The sequence below is a fragment of the Burkholderia sp. 9777_1386 genome (assembly GCF_015712265.1).
In the GTDB taxonomy this organism is placed as follows: Bacteria; Pseudomonadota; Gammaproteobacteria; order Burkholderiales; family Burkholderiaceae; genus Burkholderia; species Burkholderia cenocepacia.
The window spans coordinates 1-20,014 of record NZ_JACCQB010000088.1 but is presented as its reverse complement, the minus strand read 5'-3'; the positions used below and the strand labels follow the sequence as shown (position 1 = coordinate 20,014).

Sequence of the window (20,014 nt, the reverse complement as noted above, 5' to 3'; positions counted from 1 at the left end):
CCGGCTCGCCGGCGCCCGGGCCGCCCCCGAAGGAACCCATTCGATCACGTCGCCGGTTGATCACCGTCCGAACAGGGTGGGGAATTTTACTTCGACACTTCTGGGGAAATTACGGCCGAGGTTGACAAGCGGCACACGCAGCCGAGATATAGAACGGGAAGAGCGGACGCTTTAAAGCCATGGTGACGTACCTTCGAAAGCAGCAGTTAGAAGAGGGGATTTGGTTGCCGGTCCGGTTTTATCGCGAAATGCAAAAACGGATGGAACCGGATCGTTGCATTAAATCATGACGGTTTTGTTAAATTGATCTCGCGTGGTTTGTTTTTTTATAAAAAACAGAAACTATTGTTTTAAATAAAACAAATTTACATGTTAAAAATGGTTGTCGTTCAGGGGCGGAGGGGAATATTCTGTCGATTGTCGAAATTATTGATTGCACGCGATCCAGGATCGCTCGGTAATGTTTTATCGTGGTAAAGACGTCCGGTAGAGTGAGGAAACGAGACCGAGGGAGTCGATCGCTCGCGCAGATGCGCGCGCCAGCTCGGGGCCCGCTCCAGCCTGGCGTTAACGTTTGACGAGAGGCATTTTTCACGCAGTCATCCTGCGCCAACGTGACAATGGCCTCGCTCGACCTCGTCTCGTCGCTCTACTAGACGTCCATATTGCGAAAAAACCAAAAAGAATGTAGATCAAGCGCTGGCATACACATTAACAGTGCCGGGTAATATTGTTATATATAATAGTGATTAATGGATTAAAGAAATTGGGTGGTATTTTATAGGTTGCAATTGTTTTTTTCCTGCTTCACGCTGGAGCCTTCATGCCATCAGGCATGCCTCATCGGCGAAGAGTAACGCGAGCTCCTAAGCCACGCTTATATAACTGTTTCATCTTGAGGAAGGCATATGCGGGTCGTCAAAAAAGCAATGGAATGCAATTCGACAGTGATGCTCTCACTTTCGATGCTCGTCGCACTGGCGGTCAGTGGATGCGGTGGCGATGACTTGTCGTCTACGAACGCGAGTAGCACCGGGACACCCATCATCGAGCCGTCGCCCCCGGGCACTACGTCGTCCACACCCACAACTGCCCCCCAATCTGCAGAACAGCAAGCATTCGATCGAGTGGCGCCTCCGGACAAGATTTTGAATGACGATAATGCTTACGACACGACTGGAACCGGTTCGATCGATCTCGCCAAGGTCAACGAGGACTCGTCAGTAAAGCGTCATACAATTACGGTGAATGGCAAGGATGTGCCGTACCTCGCGCGTGCCGGCCACCTGATCGCGTATCACGGATCCGGGACGAACAAGACACCCCAAGCAGCAATTTTCTATACGGCATATACGCGCGACGGTTTACCCAAGGAAAACCGACCGGTCACATTCTTGTGGAACGGTGGCCCCGGCTCAGCTTCAATCTGGCTTCACATGGGTTCATGGGGACCGAAGCGCTTGAAGTCCGACGCTCCAAATATGCCCGACCCGACGAAGCAACCCGATAGCTTTCCGTTTGAAGATAACGCGATTTCCCTGCTCGATCAGTCGGATATCGTTTTTGTCGATCCCCCGGGCACGGGTCTTTCCACCGCGATCGGTCCACGCAAGAACGGCGATTTTTGGGGCACGGACGTCGATGCCCAGGTCGTGGCCGATTTCATCATCAGTTATGCGAACAAATATAATCGCCAGAGTTCTCCAAAGTATCTATACGGGGAGTCGTATGGAGGAATCCGCACGCCAATCGTCGCCAATCTGTTGGAACAGGCGGGCACAAGCGGCTATGCCCCGGATCCATCCGGCAAACCTGCCCAGGTTCTAGCGGGATTCGTTCTCAATTCACCAATTCTGAATTACAATTCCAATTGCGACGTAATCACGAAATCTTCATGCGAAGGATACTTTCCGTCCTACGCAATGACGGCCGATTATTTCAAGCTATCTGCAAAACGCGGCAATAAAACACAAGAGGAATATCTCGACGAGCTACGCACACTGGCACGAACAGTATTCCAGCCGGCATTCGTCAGCAATTACAGTTCTAACAGTTCTACGACGAGCTCAATCCGAGGCGGTACCGATGTAAATGCCAAATGGAAAGCGTTCGCGCCAACTGACGCCGGTCGGGTGATTGTAAATCAAATCGTTGCTTACACGGGAGTTCCTGCTACAAGCTGGAATAGTCAGCTAAATATCGGCCCGGACATTTTCAGGCAAAAACTGTTTGTTAACTTTAGCCTGGGCCGCTATGACGCACGCATGAAAGTGCCAGTAGGCAACAGCTTCAAAGCGGACGACTATATCGACGTGGCTTTCCTCAACCAACTCAAGACCTACTTTCCTGATTTCGTTAACTATAAGACCACGTCAACCTACAGCCCCTCGAATTCTGAAGCAATCGATATCTGGAATTGGAAGCGAGCAGGAAGCCAGTACTATCGTCCGGAAAGCCTCACTGATATTCAAGCGGTCCTTACTGCAGATCCGAAGGCCAAGCTGCTGATTCTTCACGGCTACGAGGATGTCGCAACGCCAGGCTTCCAAACCGAGCTTGACCTGGAAGGAGTTAATCTAGGTGACCGAGTGCCCGTCAAGTGGTTCGAGGGGGGGCATATGATATACAACACGGAAATGTCGCGCGAGCCACTGAAGCGGGCGCTCGACAGCTATTACCAGTCGCCGGCGCGTGTCGCGAACGGCTCCTTACTGTAACTTTGTGAAGATGCCAATGAAAATCGCGACCTCGTTTGTCTCTATCACGGCGGCAGCTTTCGTCGTAATGTCGAGCATTGGAACAGCATTTGCGTATGACGATTTGCCGAGGCCTCCTGCGCCGCCAGAAGGCTATACTCCACCGCCCCCGCCTTCGGAAAACTCGGTTTCGCAGGACGTGGAAAGGCAAATTGCGCAACGGTTCACCGCCGCAAGCGGTGGCAATCCCAATGGATTATTGTCGCAGCAGCAAGCCAAGGCAGCCGGCTGGGGCTTGGTGAGCGACCATTTTTCGGAGATCGATCGTGCGGGAACCGGATACGTTCGACTCGACGACGTATTGCGATTCATGTCGGCCCGGACCCCTCAACACATTATGCGGATGAGAAACACGACAAGACTGGGGCAGTGATCGTAGTGCGGAGGTGATTCCCTGTACTCTATTGCAGGGAATCACATTCCAACCAAGCGGCCAGATCAGCACAGCCTCGGCGAACGCCACCCGCCACCCGCGGACTGTCTGGCGGCATCACTTACGCTGTCTCGACATTCGTTTCGAGCGCCGCGCCGACATTCGGTGGAGTATTCCACTGACCTACCCCCTTCAATAGGGCCAGTGGGCTTCTAGCAAAGTCCCTTTTGTGCGGCCCCCAGTAAACAGCGCCATGATGTAAGCGAGTTTTCGGCGGATTTTTTCAGTATGATAGGAGCCGTACGATGAAACGCAAGCGCTTCAGTGTCGGGCAGATTGTGGCGGTGTTGAAACAGGCCGAAGCAGGCACGTCAGCGGCATTTCTGAGTTGCCTGTAGTAGTTTGCCTCAGCCTCAGGGGTGGGATATAGCCGAGCGGTTCCAACGGATTCACGAATGCCATGTATCCCAGCTCTGCCGAGACATAGGTGAAATCCGACACCCAAAGCTGATTCGGGCGCTCAGCCTTGAACTGTCGATTGCCCCGGTCCAGCGGCCGCGGTGCGCTCGTATCGGGAGTCGTCGTGCGAACCCGCTTGCCGCGAATTGCGCCGCGCAAGCCCTGCAGCTTCATCAGCCGCCCGATCGTGCAGCGTGCCGCCGCAATGTCTGCCCGGTTCAACTGTTTCCAGACCTTCGGCATACACATAGACCTGTGGCCTGCCATACACGCTTGATCTCCGGCTGCAGCAGCTCATCCCGTTTTGCGCGGGCGCAGCGCTTCGACGGATCGCGAAGTTGCGCAGCATGGCGTCGGTAGCCCGGCGGGGCAATCCGCAAAACCTTGCAGAGCGGCTCGACCCAGAAGGTTCGCGATGCTGATCGACGAACGCCTTCAGGGCTTGAATCGGCGGTCGAACTCCGCCTGGGCGAAAAAAACGCTCGCCAGCTTGCGAATCTCGTTGGTCCGGCGCAGTTCCTTGACCTCGCGCGCCAGGGCGTTGATGCGTTTGCACTCGGCCGCGCGCACGCCATCTCGCTTCCCCCGGTCGACCCCGTCGCGCTTGATGCAGGCCAACAGCGTCTGCGGCGTGCAGCCGATCATCGGTGCAATCGATTCGACCGCCGCCTACATCGACGGGCGCTCGCTACGCTGCTCTCTTACCAGGCGCACTGCGCGCTCTGGGACTTCGGACGAAAGCCTGCGTGGCTTCTTGTTCATAGCTCGATTCTCTCGAGAATACGAGCCTCCACAAAATCCGGTGCGGTTCAGATGTCGTAGCGCGTCGTCAGATAGAACAATCGTCCCGGCTGCAGGAATGCCTCGCTGGCGGAAGCGGAATTGTATAGAAGCCGGTCGAACACGTTCTTGACAGCGAACGTCACCGACCATCGTTTCGCCCGGTACCACGTGCTCAAATCGGTTCGTACCTGCCCAGGCAGGCGAGCCGAGGTTCCCCACACCTCCGTGGACGATTGGGCAATGACGCCAACCCCACCGCCCAAGCCACGCCATTGTTCGTTCTGCAGATCGTAGCTCAGCCAGATCGAGCCGGCATGGCGAGGCAGTCCCTGGCCTTGCTGCAGATTGTTGTAGGCGTAGTTTGCGCTGACATCGAGACCCGGCAGTACGTGGCCCACCGCGCTCGCTTCGACGCCACGCGAGACTTGCCCGCCTTGCAGGGTGACGATATCGGTTCCGGGAATCGACTGCGTCACATTCGCGGTTTGCGCACGAAATACGTCGGCTGTCACCGTCAGGCGATCGTCGAGCAGATTGAGCTTGATACCCGCCTCGACGGAGTGTCCCGAAAACGGCGGTGGTGTCTGGCCACTCATCGTTACCGTACCGCGCCGCGGATAAAAGCTGCGCATCGTGCTGGCATAAATGGACAGGCTGTCCGTCAATTCATACAGGACGCCCAGATTCGGCAACCAGGCGTGCTGCGCCTCGCTTCCCGTTGTCCAGCCGTTGGCGCGCGCAATGCTGGCGGTGACGTGCAGTCTCGCCCAGGAAATCTGGTCTTGCAGGTAGACATTGTCGAAGTAACTCCGGCCAGGGCTGGAATATCCGAGCGAACCGTTGTACGGCGGCAATACGGGGCTCGGAAATGGCCCAATGGCTGTTGTGTCGCCCGTGGCGGCACGCATCACATCCCAGTAGACCGAATACTGAAATCCGGCCACCACGGTTTGTTTGACGGCCCCGGTCGAGAACGCCGCCTTCACGTGGTTGTCCGTCATCCAGTTGAACACCTGATGATCGCCGACAGGCGCATAGAACAGCGCTTTTTGGGGAGCGACGTACGCGAGCGGCACGTAGCCGGCGTTATCGTTTCGCTCCCGATAACGCGAATAACTCGTGCTGCTTTCGAACGACACCCCCCCGGCGAAGCGATGCTTGAAGTCGAAGTCGATGTCGTCGGACTGGATCAGCGAGCTTCCCGGCTGCGCGGATGGCCACGCGACTTTCGCCGGCAGTCCGTCGAGTCCGAATAGCGTGGCGGCCGTGAGCGGGGCCTTCTGGGCCTGGTGCCGATAACCCAGCACTATCTCTGTATCGGCGGATTTCCATGCGATGGACGGCGCGACATAGAACGATTTCGCCCCGTCGTATCCATACGAACTCGCACCGGTCCGCTCCCCGGACATCACGAAGCGATACGTCAGCCGTTTGTCGCTGCCGAGCATGCCGCCCAGATCGACTGCCTGCTTCACGTCGCCGAACGAGCCGACCTGCGTGGTCAGCTGCCGAACCGACGTGGCGGTCGGTTGCTTCGTGACCAGATTGACGATGCCGCCCGCATCCATCGCACCGGCGAGGATGGTATCGGCTCCCCTGAGCACCTCGATTTTCTCGACGCCGTCGATCGGTATGCCCAGCGCACCGAGCCAAGGGCTCAATCCGATCGAGTTTGCGTGTCCGTTGACCATGACAGGCGCGAGAAAACCGCGAATGTACGGTTTGACATTCACGCCGCCAAAATCGGCGATCGAGACGCCGGGCAGGTGAACCAGCGCATCCGACACCGATTGGGCGTTCCGGTCCTTGATTTGTGCCTGGGTGACGACGTCGATCGATTGCGGGATCAGCGCGATCGGTGTGTTGGTACGCGTTGCGGAGGAGGTGAAATCGTCGCCGAGCGCAGCGGCGTTCACGCTGATCGTCGGCAATACGACGCTGGAGGCGCTTGCGGTCGATTGGCCCGCGTGCGGCGACGGCGCGCCCTGTTCGATCACGTAGGTCTTGTCGTCGCGCCGGACCGCCTTGAGCCCGGTGCCGCCCAGCATCCTGTCGAGCGCTTGTTCCAGCGTGAGGCGCCCGGATATCGCCGGTACCTGAGTTCCCTCGATCAGCCTGGACGGCGCGAGGATGTTGACGCCCACGGCGCCGGCGAGTTGCGAGAGTGCGCTACCGAGCGCCTGCGCGGGCAGATTGATCACTGCCTGCGCATTCGCGTCCTGGCCGCACAACGCCAGCAGAACGATCGCGACTCGTGCGTGTCTCGCGAACGCATCGGTCCTGATTCTCCTTGCCATACCTCTCCGCACGCGCGAACTTGTCATGATATGCCGGCGTCGGTCACAGGTGACCGGCTGCCGTGTGCGTCAGTTGAATCGTCAACGCCGGGCGATGACGGCCTTGCCGCTTTGCTGAATATCGATCGTCACTGGTGCAACCCGGGGCAGTGTCTTCAGCAGCAAATCAGGATCGCTGCTGGAGAATCCGCCCGTTATCCGATAATCCCCGACCCGCGAATCCGCCAGCACGATCGGTGCCGTGCGGTAACGCTGGAGCTCTTGCACGACATCGCGCAGCGGTGTGTCGTCGAATTGCAGGCGCCCGTCCTTCCAGCTTGTCATCGACGCGAACTGCTGCGGCCCCTGCATTTCGACGCTGCCTTGACGATCGGTTCGGGCAGCCTGTCCCGCATGCAGTTCGACCGGCGCCATGCCGGCTGTCGAATAGAGCTCCACGCTGCCTTCGAGCACCGCCACGTTCACGCCGTCGGGCGTCTTGTGCACGGAGAACCGGGTGCCGATATCCCGGACACTGGCCTGGCCTGCCGACACCGCGAAGGGGCGCAGCGCATTGTGAACGACCGAGAACAACGCTTCGCCGCGCCGCATCGTCACATCGCGCGAGCGCAGCCGGTTGCTGAAGGTGAGTTCCGTGTCGGTGTTGAGCACGACGTGGCTCCCGTCGTCGAGCACGATGTCGACGTGCTCGCCGACCGGGGAGCGCATGTGCTGGGTCGCCAGAACCGGATTGACGACCCACAGGCCGACCAGCGCGCTGAACACGAGCGCACCGCCATAGGTGGCGGCACGTGCGCCAGCAAACCATGGGCGCGGCGCCGGCCGATCCGGTTCGACGACCGGTTTGGGCGAAACGGGAGGGCGGGGGGCAGGCTTGTCGACATGCCTTGGGTAGAGTCGACCGAGTTCGCCGGCCAGCGCATCGACAGTCGCTTCCGCTGCGTGGTGATCGGCGACATATCGAAGCCGGTCGGGCGAGTTCGCGGCCCACTCATCGAGTGCGGAGCGCGCTTGCGACTTCTCGGTTTCGCTGCCGAACGTCAGCGAAACGAGAAGATCATCGGCTTCGTCAATTTCGGCCTGGGTGAGTGACATGTCGACTATCAACGACGGGCATGTAATCCGCGAAATCCCGCTGTTATATCACAACGCTCCGACATGCTTTCATCGCTTGGACCAGATATTTCTTGATGACGGTGGGGCTGATGCCCATTTCCTGCGCGGCCTCTTCGTACGACAGGCCATGCAGTTTGCAGAGAATGAAGGCTTCGCGGCACCGCGGCGGCAGCGCGTCGAGTACCTCGGTCAACTGGTCGAGTGTCTGGCGGGCGATGCAGTCGCGCTCGGGCGTTACATCGGTATGAACGCGCCGGTCGATTGCATCGTCGTCGGTTTCCTCGCAAAACTGCACCGGCAAAAACCTGCGGCGGCGCGCTGCATCGATTTCGAGGTTGCGCGATACATGAAACATGAGCGCGGCAGGAGACCGCACCTCGTTTTGTTGCGTATAGCGCAATGCCGCTTCGAACGACGCTTGCGCAAGATCTTCGGCGTCGGCGGTGCTCAGACGCTTGCCCAGATAGCGTCTGAGATCACTGTAGCCCCGCAACAATTCGTCCAGCACCCCAGCCATCTCTATTGCTCCGCAATTTTCCGATTTATCGCCCGACGAGATAAACGCAAATCATCCCGGGCAACGGCGGTGGCGATGTCGCACGCAACGACGGGAGACCCAAGGCCCACGTACCACCGGTTCATGTACCGGGGATCGTGCCCCGAAAAGTTGCTCCAGACATAATTAATATTTTTGCATAACCGCGCGCAACCATTGTCAAATATGGCAAAGACTGTGAAGAAACAACACGCGTTGAAATAGGGGCTCGTTTCAGGGTCGTGGTACCGTTTGAAACGAAGCCTGACATATTGAAAGGCGACGCACGGGATGTGGCAATACGCAAAACTACCGACCCGCCGTGCCGAACGCGGCCCGCTTCGCGGCCGAGTGCAACCGGCATCCCGATCCATGTGCTGGATAGCAAAGCCTTGGGTGGCTTTTCCGGCATCGCCACGGTGCGGCAGGGCGCGTGAGGTGCCGCTGGTACAATCGCGGCGATGCGCCGGGCGGTGCGTGTAGCGCCACGTCCGTGCCGCACCCGCCTTCGTCGATTTCGCGCATGGCAACACCCGACGCCTTCAGTTCCGAGCACTCGTGGTGGAGCGTACGGGCTCTGACTGCCTTCATCTTCAGTACTGCAGAAGTCGTTCCGGTCGCGCTGCTCAGCGCGATCGGCGACAGCCTTCACATCCCGCCCACCGACGTCGGGTTGATGCTGACGATCTACGCGTGGGCCGTCGCGGTCGTGTCGCTGCTGCTGACGTTCGTTATGCGGCACGTCGAGCGCCGCAAGTTGTCGAGTGTCGCGCTGCTGGTGTTCGCCGGCAGCCACGTCGTGACCGGCTTCGCGTGGAATTTCACGGTGCTGATGATCGGCCGGCTCGGCATCGCGTGCGCGCATGCGATGTTTTGGTCGATTTCGATCCCGCTCGCGGTGTGGCTCGCGCGGTGCGACCGCAAAAGCCGCGCGCTCAGCTTGATCGCGATGGGCTCGGCGATCGCGATGGTTGCCGGGATTCCGCTCGGCCGCGTTATCGGCGAGGCATTCGGCTGGCGAGTCACGTTCCTGATCATCGCGGGCACGGCGGGCGTCGCGCTGCTGTTGCTGCGCGCCACGTTGCCGTTGCCGCCGAGCCAGGGCGCCGGGTCGCTGAGCAGCATCGGCGTGCTCCTGGGCAAGCCGGCGCTCTATGCGATCACCGTGCTGGTCGTGTCCGCGCACTTCGCGTCGTACACGTACATCGAATCGTTCGTGCAGAGCATCAACCATGCGAGCAACAGCCGGATCACGTACGTGCTGATCCTGTTCGGCATCGCCGGCCTGCCGGCTGCGCTCTGCTTCAATCGCGCGTACCCGCGCGATTCCGACAGGTTTCTGCTGACGTCGATCGTCGCGTTGTCGGGTTGCCTGCTGGCCCGGTTCCCGTGCGCGCTGAACGTCGTCACGCTGTCCGTGCATACGCTGGTGTGGGGCGGCGTGATCGTCTGTTTCGGCCTCGCGATGCAGGCGTGGGTGCTGAAGCTGGCGCTGGAGGCGACCGGCCTCGCGGTGTCGATCTACTCCGGGCTGTACAACGTCGACGCCGGTGCGCTGCTCGGCAACCATATTGCCGGCGACTACGGGCTGTCGTGGATCGGCACGTTCGGCCGCGTGGTCGGCGCGTTCGCGGTCGGGATCGCGTGGCTCGCATTACGGCCGCATGAGTGGCTGGCAGCGGCTTGGCTCCATCGCGACACCCCGCGCTCATTCCGAATTGTCAATGTGACCCGTCGTACCAGATTCCCGCCGCATCGAGCTGCCTGAGCTTCGCATATAGCATCGTGTGTTAAATGCCCAGCTGTCGCGCGGCCGCTGACACCTTGCCGTCGTGAGCGTCCGCCGGATCGGGTCGAGCGACTGTTCGTGCAGGCTCGCCTGAAGGGCCCGAGGCCGGTGCGGTGTGGCACACGTCGGCAGCGTCTTCCGGCACGTCGGCGTGGCGCGCCATCATCGCACGGTCGAGCGGTGCACGCAGGGTGCGCACCGATATCTGGCTGTCCTCGCCGCGCGCGATCCGTTGCGGCATGCGTGCCGGTGTCAGCAAACGGCGTGCTGCGCAAGCGTCGCGCCGGGAAACAGTTGCCGGAGCTCGTACGAGGCCACCGACCCAGCGGCCGCGAGGTAGAGCATATGACGCGCCAGGCGGTTCACCGCGCACGCGGCCCGCTTCGTCGAGCGCGCACGACGGCTCCGGCGAGCGGTGTGCCGAGCCAGCGCGCGTCATGCGGGACCTGTAGCAGGTGGCAGTCGCGCAACATCGCGTAGAGCCTCTGCTCGGCGGACAGCGCCGCGTTCCGGAACCGTTCGCGCGAGTGCACAACGTTGCGCTGGCCGACGCTGGTGACGTCGAACGCGCCGATCACTTCACCGTCGAAACCCACCAGCGTCACCGCGAGGCAGAAGACCAGCGACAACTCGCGTGGCCCGGCGCAGTCGTGCCGATTTACGGCACGACGATCCGGTGCCCGGCGACGATCGGCGTCAGCAGCGCGTCGTCGCATTGCGGGCTGCGCCGCGCATGGATGATCGTGCCGTGTAGTTTGATACACATGATCGTCCATTCGGTGCCACCGAATGCGGTCCACAACCGTTCGATCTCCTGTGCGACGCAGCGGGCGGTTTGCCAGTGCCGCAGCCCAGCGTCGCGCGAACGCAGCCACGAGCGCGCGACGCTGGCCGGCAATGCTGTTTCCGGCAGCGGCTCGCCCGCGGCGAAGCAGGCGAGTAGTCGGTCGAGATGGCATTGTCAACTTGACGACCAACGGCGACAAAAATGCAATGAACGACAATCGCAGTTTGCCGGAGACGGATTTTGGGTCACGCCGGCGAAATTGCGCTAGGCGTCGAAGCGTGAAGCGAGTTGCTTGCGATGGAGTGACGCGCGCGACAAAGCACGAGAGGAAGTGTTGCGTGTGTGGCATGTCGCGAAACCCTCGCATACGACGCTCGTGCTTCCGAGTCGGCTGGTGGCTTTTCTCGGCGGGATTCCTCACGCGGGCGGCTACCCTGACGAACACATGTCGGACACCCGCTAGTTTCGGGATCTCGCGCTTGGCGGTGATATAGCTGCGTAGCGGGTCAGTGATAACCTTGCGCGCCGCCGGGCAGGTGTGTGCAGTACCGGTCGGAAGATCAGGCGGCGATTGCTCTCGTGTGTAGTATTCGTTCTAATGAAATAAACGTTCCGCCAATCTTTTTATTGACCAAGAGCATACAACAAAGCGGTGCTGATGAAGCAGAGATCATGGGTGTGATGCTTCGTTACAATGTGCGATGTATTGCGGAACCATTTTCCTTGCCTATTCTCTTCGCCGATATGATGCGAGAACTAAATTTTAAGCGCGGCTCCAGGGGGGGTGATAACATAATAACTATAAGTTAATTAATAAATTTACTAGTATTGTAAAATAATTGAATTTTTATTTGCCTACCTTGTATCTTTGTCGCAAAATGGTTTAAGATGGTTGGAAGCTTTGGGCAAGAATTGCCGCCTGTTATTTGCAGCACGTCGCCAATCGTTGCCCTGTTCTGGTCCGCAAGTACGCTCGTGTCTTGGCGGATTTTGTATCACTGCCTGTTTGGTTGCGCGGGTTCGTTAATATGCGGCAACGGGCGATCCGATTTCGACCGCGTAAGTTGATAGTGTTATAGGTGCGAGTTAATTGCAGTCATGGTGTGCATTTGTTAATTTTTCGTATGGCGTACGGTCGGGAGCGTCGGCGACGGTGCGAATCCACATCGATAGACACATTAATTTTGGTATGAGTATGAATGAGGATGAGATCGGGGACGAAACGGCAGAGCGTTGATGTTGGCAAATTCAGGTGGAAATGGTTGTGTAGGCGCGACGCTTTTTCTGGCTATGTCTTAATTTGCCGTGTTTTAGTGTGAGGCTTTATTTTTACAAAGGCATGTACAGGATTTTAACATGTGAGGAATTGAATCATTTAATGGTGTGAAAGATGAAATTTCGCAAGAAAAATTCTATTGTGACCGCGGAACGTTTTGTTTACGCATGTCAGCATCCGCTTGTTGGCCAGACGGACAGCGGTTGGAGAATTTTGACACCGGATGGATGGCGAGAGGTCAAAGTCGGCGATTGGATTGTAACCGATTCTACGGGGGCAGCATGGCCGATGCCGCACTCCGTGTTTGAAAATCTCTTCGAACCGTACGAAGTTGATTAAGGCCATTTGAAATTCGCGGCCTATCCTGCACAATGTAGACTTCTGAGGGCAAGTAACAGCAGGATAATTCAAGTCGCGTTCCGCCATAGCGAATTGTTGTTCAGCATGGCGAGGTTGGAAGTTTTGTCGCAGGCAGTATCCATCGAGCCAGCTCAGGATATGGCGAACGAAGCGCTGTCGAAGATGGACACGACGTTCTCAATGACGTACGAAATCGACTTGAAGCGAGGGCGGCGCGAACGTTATGCGCGCGCAGTTCGCAGCGGTGATTGCCGAACCCTGTTGGCCAGCAGAGAATTGAAAATTTCCGTTTTTGCCATTTCAAAAATATTAGGATCGCCCGAGCAATTCATACAGATGTATCGTGTATTTTAAGGAATTTTCCGTGGTCTCTTGATTGGCCGCAGTCATGTCATCAAATATTAAAATCGGAGAACTATTTTGTTGAATCACGACATTAAGGGGAAAAACGTCATTGTAGCGGGCGGTGCGAAGAATCTCGGCGGATTAATCGCGCGCGATCTTGCCGAGCAGGGCGCGAGGGCGGTGGCAATTCACTACAACAGCGCAAGTTCCAAGGCCGACGCCGACAAGACTGTTGCGGCAATCAAGGCTGCAGGCGCCGAGGCGGTGGTATTCCAGGCCGACCTGACGAGGGCAGGCGCAGTCGAGAAGCTGTTCGCCGATACGGTTGCCGCGATAGGTCGTCCCGACATCGCGATCAACACCGTCGGCAAAGTGCTGAAAAAATCGTTTACCGAAATCACCGAAGCCGAATACGACGAAATGACGGCCGTCAATTCGAAGGTTGCGTTCTTTTTCCTGAAGGAAGCGGGCAAACACGTAAACGACAACGGCAAGGTCGTGACGCTGGTGACGTCGCTGCTGGGAGCGTTCACGCCGTTCTACGCGGCTTATGCGGGCACCAAAGCTCCCGTTGAGCATTACACGCGTGCGGCGTCGAAGGAGTTCGGCGCGCGCGGCATCTCGGTGACGGCCATTGGGCCGGGTCCGATGGACACGTCGTTTTTCTATCCGGCTGAAGGCGACGATGCGGTTGCATATCACAAGACCGCCGCAGCGCTTTCTCCGTTCAGTAAGACGGGCCTCACCGATATCGAGGACGTCGTGCCGTTCATTCGCCATCTCGTGAGCGACGGGTGGTGGATCACCGGCCAGACGATCCTGATCAACGGCGGCTACACGACCAAGTAGCGCATGCAGACGTATCGTCCAGCGTGGGCCGGTCGAGGCAGGTCTTTGTTCGGGACACTGTGGGTGTATTCGGCCCCGTCCGCGCTACCTTGGAGATAATGGATGCATACGCTCCTGACGATCGTCGCCGGCTTGCTATTGCTAGCTGTATTTCTGTTGTTCGGACAGCTATGGAACGCGTCCGGGCCATTGCTAGGAATCGCTGCGAAAGTGTTTGTGCCTGTCTGGTTCGGAGTGTCGCTCGCGAATCTGTGGGTTGGGGTGTACCGGGCCGGATTCGGCGTGCACGAGGAACTGCCGGTGCTGCTGATCGTGTTCGGCGTGCCGGCGGTAATCGCGCTTGCGACCGCCGCGCTGCTGCCGCGGACTTGAGCCGAACGAGCGGCGATTGACGTGCACCCAATAGCCGACATAACTCGCTCAGCGGACGATATGATTGCGTTCTGGAATGACGCTGGGCCGGGCATCGACCCGTATCGCTATCTCAGCTGGCTGTTCCAACACCTACCGCTGGTGAAGAGCGTCGACGACTACGACGCGCTGCTACCCTGGAAGATGCCTGCCAATCTTCGATAACGCCAATTTTTCATACTATAGGGCCTGACAAAGCATTCCCCGGTAATCTGTCAATGTCACTTTCTCGCCGTGGTCTTCCGAGACTCGACTACGAGCGCCTCGATCTGAGAATTACCCAGCATTTCAAGCTCAGAGAAAGCGTCATCAGTAAGGTCCTTGTTGCCCGTTCCTTCACCATATAGATGATATCCATCACCTAAATATTTGAATAAAAACACAAAGGGGGCAGCAGGACTTCCAGGTGCCGAAAGAACTACCAGAGACTGGTTGTCGTCATAGCTGTAAAGCAGTCATTCTGTTCCTCCGAACTGCTTATTGATTGGCCCTTTGTCACGCGGATAGCTCGGTACTTTTGGCGCAGCGCTACCACCCGCTGCGAAAGCAGCAGACGCTTGAAGAAAGAAGAACAAAAACGCGTACTTCCTCACGGCCACCCCATGCATCAGTCCGAGTTCCCCATCTTATCTGATCGACGTCATTCACGGATCGCTTGCAAAACAATGCGTTAGTGTCTGCCATCCGCCAACGAAGCAGGCGTCGTCCCTGGACGCCATGAGGGCCGGCATCTATATCGATATGGGACCGCGCGGCTGAGGAACCACGAACGGCATACCCATTCTCGCCAGGTCCAACAACGTCGCTCGATTGCGGAACTCGGGGGCACTGCCGTCGAGCACACCTCGAGCACGCGCCCGGTTTCCTGCGCGGCGAGGCGACCGGTAGAGCGGCGCGTTTCCACTCGGGCATCGACGGAACCGCGGCTTCGAGCTTACGACTTGCCATGCCGTCGAACACCAAATACTGGAGTCAGGCCCATAGCGCATTCTTGCGCGAGTGTCCGTGGAGGCGTGTCGCTTCCTGGCAAACAAAGGCGGTGAGCCATTCCGCCCGCGGAGTCCATCGACCATGGTCGGTCACTGGACAGTACTGGGCCAAGAGCCGCAAGACAAAGAAGCGATATTCACGGCGGGTCGCCCCCGCAAGCCCGACGACCTGCCAGCGATAGCGATCGAATTCGGCCACCCAACTGTTCAGCTCATCGGGCAATCCTGTCTGTTCTAAACGCCTGCCGTAACCGCGTGATCGAGGCGCGGAAGTCGGAGACGATGTGTTGTTCATGAGCTTCTCCGGTCGGCCGGAATGGTCGATCGTGAGAGCTTGCACCAATTTTCGTCTTGAGTTCTCGATAATCGCCCGATTTATTTCCGATTCGTCGGTTGTATCTTCAAAGATTGGGAATTTTTCATTTTCATATTAATAAATTAACTAAAATCAATTTCCAATTAGACACCTCACCATCTCCCAATATTTGATGGCGTGATGCAAACGTTGTAATGAAAGAGAAAACGTCATTAATCTGCGCACGCACGCGAAGCGACCAGCGCGTGCCGTTCACAACAATCGGGAGACGGAAATGAAGGGCGGGAATAAGTTAGGAGTGTTGGCGACGTGCTTTATTGCAGCAGCGATAGGTTTGTCAGGATGCGGTGGCGACGATGGCGGTTCGTCACCGACGCCGCTGAACAGATCGATGACCGCAACGACCTCGAACCCCGGGCCGACGTCGACGAACAGTGACAGCGGAACCACGAATCCGTCGCCAACGGCAATGCAGCAGATCGCGGTGAATCTGCCGTCGATGGGCTGGGCGTCGTGGAACAGCCTGCGCTGGGACGTCAACTTCGATACGATCAAGGCGCAGGCGGATGGGCTGGCCGCGTTGAATGCGAACCTCACGACGGGCAACAAGTACCAGTACGTGAATATCGACGAAGGCTGGTGGACGTCCAGAAAGCGGGACGCAAACGGCAACTTCATCGTCAACATCGACATGAACGGCAACCCGACCAATCAGTGGCCGGGCGGGATGAAGGCGATGGCCGACTACATTCACAGTAAGGGATTGAAGGCTGGCATCTATATCGATGCCGGGCCGTTGGGCTGCGGTAACACGAACGGCATCCGTTACGTCGGTAGCGATCCCGCGCACTACGATCATGATTTCCTGCAGTTCGCGCAATGGGGCTACGACTTCGTCAAGGTCGACTGGTGCGGCGGCCGTGCGGCTGGATACGATCCGCAGGAAGCGTATACCGCAATCTCGCAGGCGATCCAGAAAGCCTATGTGGCCACTGGCCAGCGGCTGGTGCTGAACATGTGCAACTGGGGCGAGCTCGGCAAGATCGGTTATCCCGACTACAACCTGGGACCGTGGGACTGGGCCGCGGGCATCGCGACTTCATGGCGCACGACGCATGACCTCTACGGGCCGGGGACCGGCGCCCCCGGTTTCAACTGGGTGCTCAGAAACTTCAACGGCAACTATCACCCCGAAGGCCAGCACACGGGTTACTACAACGATCCGGACATGATGGTGGCCGGCATGGGCATGAGCACGGCGAACGATCTAGCGCACGTGAATCTGTGGGCCATCGCAGGCGCGCCGATGATTCTCGGCAATGATTTGTCGAAGCCGCTGTCGAGCGCCACGGTGAACCTGCTCACCAATACCGAGCTGATCGCGATCGACCAGGACATACTGGGCCTGCAGGGGTTGAAGGTCGCGGACGCCAACGGGCGACAGGTGTGGGCGAAGCTGCTGGCCGGTGCAGGCAAACGTGCGGTTCTGCTGTTCAACAACGGCACGACGGCGAGCGCGATGAAGGTCACGTGGCAGCAACTGGGGTTTGCCGCGGGGACCTCGGCCACCGTTCGTGACGTCTGGGCACACAAGGATCTCGGCGCGGCCACCGATTCCTACACGGTCGCGAACGTGCCTGCCGGCGGCTCGGTGATGCTCGTGCTGGGCGGTACCGATGTCGCGTCGACAACGTTCCTGCCGCACACGTTGTCCGGCGGAGCGTCGTATTCGCCATGCGCCGCGTGCGCGAGCGGCCAAATCGTCACCGGGCTCGGGACGGTGGCGTTTGACAACGTGACCTCCCAGACGGTAGGCGGCTACGTCCAGATCGCGTACCAGAACACCGGCACCGACACGGCCATGGCGCAACTCGTCACGAATGGCGGGAGAGGTACGACGCTCGCGTTTCCGCCGACGGGGAACGTTGTCGGCACGGTGACGGTCTTCGTGAACCTCAAGGCCGGGCAGAACGCATTGTTCCTGTCGAGTCTCGACGACTCGACGCCGACGCCCGCGATCGCTTCCCTCGCCGTGGTGCCCGGTCCGGTGAAGATTCAGCCGTCGCCTCCGCTGGCGTATGAAGCAGAAGCCGCCGGCAACACGCTTGGTGGTAAGGCGCGCGTGGCGTCGTGCGGCACGTGCGCGGGCGGACAGGTCGTCGGCTATATCGGCAACGGCGACGGGACCACCAACGGCACGCTGACGATCAACGGCATCTCGGCCGCGGCGGACGGCACGTACAGCGTCTCGGTTGCCTACGCGAACGGCGACGCGACGCCGCGCAGCGCGCAGCTCAGTTTCAACGGCGCCGCACCCGTCACCGTGTCGTTCCCGTCGACCGGCGGGTGGGGGAACGTATCGACGCTGAAGGTGACGGGCGCGTTCAAGCAGGGCAGCACCAACACGCTGAAGTTCTCCAACCCGACCGGTTGGGCGCCCAACATCGACGGCATCGCCGCACCGGTGAAGCAGTAACGTGCGCATGGCGCGGCCAGCCGTTCACAGGTGGCCGCGCCATTTTTCGCATGTAGGATCGAGCAATGTTGGTCGTCACCTGTCGAACGGCGAATTGCTCGGCGGCCACGTGGACGCTCGCATCTGGCGACACCTCCGTTGCACGGGAGCCAGTCGATTTTCGCGCAATTTTCCGGTTAAACCACGCTAGGAAAGTAGCGACTTTACCTTGTTGCCCTCTATCGCAGCGATGAAATTGGCGCCGGCGACTGTGCTGCAGCGCGGTACCGGGTAATGAGCATTGTGCCGACTGACCGGCGTCGCCGCACTGGCGGCTAGGCAACTGCTGGTCGTACAGCAGGTCACCGCTTCAATCGGACCTGATGTACACGTGGATCACGCAGGGCAAGGCGCCGCCGCCGTTGACGCTGACGCTGACGACGGGCCTGCTCGCGACGCGCGACAACGTGTCGAAGGTGCGCGACGAGATGGGGCTCGCGTCGAAGTAAGCGGGCCGCCGGCTGCCGCGGCGATGCGGCGGCCGGCGGTCGATCGATTCCGGAAGTGGAGAGGCGACGTGTCAGCGGCACTGCGTTTTGACAATATCGGCAAGGTATTTCCCGGCGTGCGCGCACTCGACGGCATTTCGTTCGACGTGCATGCAGGCGAGGTGCATGGCCTGATGGGCGAGAACGGCGCGGGCAAGTCGACGCTGTTGAAGATTCTCGGCGGCGAATACCAGCCCGATGCGGGCAGCGTGCTGGTCGACGGCCAGCCCGTGCAGTTCGCGAATGCGGCCGCGTCGATCGCGGCCGGCATCGCGGTGATTCACCAGGAGCTGCAGTACGTGCCCGACCTGACGGTCGCGGAAAACCTGCTGCTCGGCCGCTTGCCGAACGCGTTCGGCCGGGTGAAAAAGCGCGAGGCGAAGCGTTACGTGCGCGAGCGGCTCGCCGAGATGGGCGTCGATCTCGATCCCGACGCGCGGCTCGGGCGGCTGTCGATCGCGCAGCGGCAGATGGTCGAGATCTGCAAGGCGCTGATGCGCAACGCCCGCGTGATCGCGCTCGACGAACCGACGAGCTCGCTGTCGCATCGCGAGACGGAAGTGCTGTTCAAGCTGGTCGACGTTCTGCGCGCGCAGGGCCGCGCGCTGATCTACATCTCGCACCGGATGGACGAGATCTACCGGCTCTGCGACGCGTGCACGATTTTCCGCGACGGGCGCAAGATCGCGTCGCACGAAGCGCTGGCCGACGTGCCGCGCGTGCGGCTCGTCGCCGAGATGGTCGGGCGCGGGATCGCGGACATCTACCATTACGCGCCGCGCACGCTCGGCGACGTGCGGTTTTCCGCCGAAGGCGTCGACGGCCCGGTGCTGCGCGAACCGGCGAGCTTCTCGGTGCGCGCGGGCGAGATCGTCCGCTTCTTCGGGCTCGTCGGCGCGGGGCGCAGCGAGCTGATGCGGCTCGTGTACGGCGCGGACCGCCGGCGCGCGGGCGCGCTGACGCTCGACGGTAAGCGCATCGACGTGAAGCGCACCGGCGACGCGATCCGCCACGGCATCGTGCTGTGCCCCGAGGACCGCAAGGAAGAAGGGATCATCGCGATCGCGTCGGTCGCCGAGAACATCAACATCAGCTGCCGCCGCCATTCGCTGCTCGCGGGCCTCTTCATCAACGGCAAGGCCGAAAGCGCGACGGCCGACCGCTTCATCCAGCGGCTGAAGATCAAGACGCCGAACCGGCGGCAGAAGATCCGCTTCCTGTCGGGCGGCAACCAGCAGAAGGTGTAGGCGTTCGTTATTAGCGCTAGCCGTGTTCAGAAACGTTGCTAGCGGAAACTCTCAAAGAAGCCTTGGCGAACAGGGACTTTTTGAAGTTTTCTGGCGGCGGCTTAGCCGTTGCGTTTCTGCAACAGAAACTTGGCCAATGTTCACTAACGTTGCTAGCACGTTGCACGTGTCGCGTGGATTGATAGGGGATCCATATTGACCTGCCCCCTGCAAACAGGGCCAGCTGGAGTCTAGTAAAGTTCGTTTTCGGAGAAGAAGACGAACATGAAGAAGCGCTTTACGGAACAGCAAATCATCGGGTTTCTGAAGGAAGCCGAAGCCGG

At 59.3% G+C, this 20,014-nt stretch carries 15 protein-coding genes, 5 pseudogenes and 1 other annotated feature; of the genes and pseudogenes, 11 read left to right on the top strand and 9 right to left on the bottom strand.

Annotation, left to right across the window (positions count from 1 at the left end; all coding sequences use genetic code 11):
- Nucleotides 1-908 precede the first annotated feature (908 nt).
- Entirely contained in the window at nt 909-2,717 is a 1,809-nt protein-coding gene (locus tag H0X91_RS33610) for a S10 family serine carboxypeptidase-like protein (RefSeq protein WP_442859788.1), read from the top strand.
- Nucleotides 2,718-2,733: 16 nt separating this feature from the next.
- Nucleotides 2,734-3,129 (top strand): hypothetical protein, encoded by a 396-nt coding sequence (locus tag H0X91_RS33605; protein WP_165580629.1) that lies wholly within the window; start codon nt 2,734-2,736, stop codon nt 3,127-3,129.
- Nucleotides 3,130-3,579: 450 nt separating this feature from the next.
- Here H0X91_RS33605 and H0X91_RS33600 read toward each other — a convergent pair.
- From H0X91_RS33600 to H0X91_RS33585, 4 genes and pseudogenes are all read right to left on the bottom strand, one after another.
- Nucleotides 3,580-4,350 (bottom strand): annotated as a pseudogene (locus H0X91_RS33600) (IS3 family transposase); the annotation flags it as partial.
- Nucleotides 3,954-4,069: a sequence feature (AL1L pseudoknot), on the bottom strand. It overlaps the preceding pseudogene by 116 nt.
- Before the next feature lie 47 nt (nt 4,351-4,397).
- Nucleotides 4,398-6,668, bottom strand: coding sequence for a TonB-dependent siderophore receptor (locus H0X91_RS33595; protein ID WP_196433758.1), 2,271 nt, complete (start codon nt 6,666-6,668; stop codon nt 4,398-4,400).
- An 81-nt stretch (nt 6,669-6,749) separates the two neighbouring features.
- A complete protein-coding gene (locus H0X91_RS33590) occupies nt 6,750-7,763 on the bottom strand; it encodes a FecR family protein (RefSeq protein ID WP_196433757.1) in 1,014 nt (337 codons plus the stop codon).
- Nucleotides 7,764-7,806: 43 nt separating this feature from the next.
- Nucleotides 7,807-8,301 (bottom strand): RNA polymerase sigma factor, encoded by a 495-nt coding sequence (locus tag H0X91_RS33585; protein WP_196433756.1) that lies wholly within the window; start codon nt 8,299-8,301, stop codon nt 7,807-7,809.
- Nucleotides 8,302-8,842: 541 nt separating this feature from the next.
- On the opposite strand from H0X91_RS33585, the gene H0X91_RS33580 reads away from it, so the two are divergent.
- Nucleotides 8,843-10,087 (top strand): sugar transporter, encoded by a 1,245-nt coding sequence (locus H0X91_RS33580; RefSeq protein WP_196433755.1) that lies wholly within the window; start codon nt 8,843-8,845, stop codon nt 10,085-10,087.
- A gap of 22 nt (nt 10,088-10,109) precedes the next feature.
- Here the strand turns inward: H0X91_RS33580 and H0X91_RS35160 are convergent, their stop codons facing one another.
- From H0X91_RS35160 to H0X91_RS35150, 3 genes and pseudogenes are all read right to left on the bottom strand, one after another.
- Nucleotides 10,110-10,349, bottom strand: coding sequence for a hypothetical protein (locus H0X91_RS35160; protein ID WP_230878088.1), 240 nt, complete (start codon nt 10,347-10,349; stop codon nt 10,110-10,112).
- 121 nt (nt 10,350-10,470) lie between these two features.
- Nucleotides 10,471-10,737, bottom strand: coding sequence for a hypothetical protein (locus H0X91_RS35155; RefSeq protein WP_230878087.1), 267 nt, complete (start codon nt 10,735-10,737; stop codon nt 10,471-10,473).
- Nucleotides 10,738-11,159: 422 nt separating this feature from the next.
- Nucleotides 11,160-11,427 (bottom strand): annotated as a pseudogene (locus tag H0X91_RS35150) (IS6 family transposase); the annotation flags it as partial.
- An 858-nt stretch (nt 11,428-12,285) separates the two neighbouring features.
- On the opposite strand from H0X91_RS35150, the gene H0X91_RS33570 reads away from it, so the two are divergent.
- The 5 genes and pseudogenes from H0X91_RS33570 to H0X91_RS33550 form a co-directional block, all read left to right on the top strand.
- Nucleotides 12,286-12,510, top strand: a complete 225-nt coding sequence (locus H0X91_RS33570) for a hypothetical protein (RefSeq protein ID WP_196433754.1) — start codon at nt 12,286-12,288, stop codon at nt 12,508-12,510.
- 105 nt (nt 12,511-12,615) lie between these two features.
- The gene (locus H0X91_RS33565; RefSeq protein WP_196433753.1) at nt 12,616-12,885 is read left to right on the top strand and encodes a hypothetical protein; all 270 of its coding nucleotides are present in this window, start codon (nt 12,616-12,618) and stop codon (nt 12,883-12,885) included.
- A 66-nt stretch (nt 12,886-12,951) separates the two neighbouring features.
- On the top strand, nt 12,952-13,725 hold the full coding sequence (locus H0X91_RS33560) for an SDR family oxidoreductase (RefSeq protein WP_196433752.1): 774 nt from the start codon (nt 12,952-12,954) through the stop codon (nt 13,723-13,725).
- Nucleotides 13,726-13,827: 102 nt separating this feature from the next.
- Nucleotides 13,828-14,097 carry a hypothetical protein gene (locus H0X91_RS33555; protein ID WP_196433751.1) on the top strand — a complete coding sequence of 90 codons (270 nt, stop codon included), beginning with the start codon at nt 13,828-13,830 and terminating at the stop codon, nt 14,095-14,097.
- 93 nt (nt 14,098-14,190) lie between these two features.
- Nucleotides 14,191-14,301 (top strand): annotated as a pseudogene (locus tag H0X91_RS33550) (transposase domain-containing protein); the annotation flags it as partial.
- An 807-nt stretch (nt 14,302-15,108) separates the two neighbouring features.
- Here the strand turns inward: H0X91_RS33550 and H0X91_RS33545 are convergent.
- Complete coding sequence (locus tag H0X91_RS33545) at nt 15,109-15,420, bottom strand: hypothetical protein (RefSeq protein ID WP_196433750.1); 312 nt, start codon at nt 15,418-15,420, stop codon at nt 15,109-15,111.
- A 295-nt stretch (nt 15,421-15,715) separates the two neighbouring features.
- On the opposite strand from H0X91_RS33545, the gene H0X91_RS33540 reads away from it, so the two are divergent.
- The 3 genes and pseudogenes from H0X91_RS33540 to H0X91_RS33530 all read left to right on the top strand — a co-directional run.
- Entirely contained in the window at nt 15,716-17,917 is a 2,202-nt protein-coding gene (locus H0X91_RS33540; protein WP_230878086.1) for an alpha-galactosidase, read from the top strand.
- 353 nt (nt 17,918-18,270) lie between these two features.
- Nucleotides 18,271-18,405, top strand: a pseudogene (locus H0X91_RS33535) (arabinose ABC transporter substrate-binding protein); the annotation flags it as partial.
- A 68-nt stretch (nt 18,406-18,473) separates the two neighbouring features.
- Nucleotides 18,474-19,685 (top strand): annotated as a pseudogene (locus H0X91_RS33530) (ATP-binding cassette domain-containing protein); the annotation flags it as partial.
- A 57-nt stretch (nt 19,686-19,742) separates the two neighbouring features.
- On the opposite strand, the gene H0X91_RS35145 reads toward H0X91_RS33530, so the two are convergent.
- Nucleotides 19,743-20,014 (bottom strand): hypothetical protein (locus H0X91_RS35145; RefSeq protein ID WP_230878085.1); only part of this gene is annotated, 272 nt, incomplete at its 5' end.

Coding starts and splice junctions, on each gene's coding strand:
- H0X91_RS33565 (WP_196433753.1), top strand. CDS start 12,616: ATGGCGAGGTTGGAAGTTTTGTCGCAGGCAGTATCCATCGAGCCAGCT.
- H0X91_RS33585 (WP_196433756.1), bottom strand. CDS start 8,301: ATGGCTGGGGTGCTGGACGAATTGTTGCGGGGCTACAGTGATCTCAGA.
- H0X91_RS33610 (WP_442859788.1), top strand. CDS start 909: ATGCGGGTCGTCAAAAAAGCAATGGAATGCAATTCGACAGTGATGCTC.
- H0X91_RS33555 (WP_196433751.1), top strand. CDS start 13,828: ATGCATACGCTCCTGACGATCGTCGCCGGCTTGCTATTGCTAGCTGTA.
- H0X91_RS33590 (WP_196433757.1), bottom strand. CDS start 7,763: ATGTCACTCACCCAGGCCGAAATTGACGAAGCCGATGATCTTCTCGTT.
- H0X91_RS33580 (WP_196433755.1), top strand. CDS start 8,843: ATGGCAACACCCGACGCCTTCAGTTCCGAGCACTCGTGGTGGAGCGTA.
- H0X91_RS35160 (WP_230878088.1), bottom strand. CDS start 10,349: ATGCCGCAACGGATCGCGCGCGGCGAGGACAGCCAGATATCGGTGCGC.
- H0X91_RS33570 (WP_196433754.1), top strand. CDS start 12,286: ATGAAATTTCGCAAGAAAAATTCTATTGTGACCGCGGAACGTTTTGTT.
- H0X91_RS33540 (WP_230878086.1), top strand. CDS start 15,716: ATGAAGGGCGGGAATAAGTTAGGAGTGTTGGCGACGTGCTTTATTGCA.
- H0X91_RS33605 (WP_165580629.1), top strand. CDS start 2,734: ATGAAAATCGCGACCTCGTTTGTCTCTATCACGGCGGCAGCTTTCGTC.
- H0X91_RS33595 (WP_196433758.1), bottom strand. CDS start 6,668: ATGGCAAGGAGAATCAGGACCGATGCGTTCGCGAGACACGCACGAGTC.
- H0X91_RS33545 (WP_196433750.1), bottom strand. CDS start 15,420: ATGAACAACACATCGTCTCCGACTTCCGCGCCTCGATCACGCGGTTAC.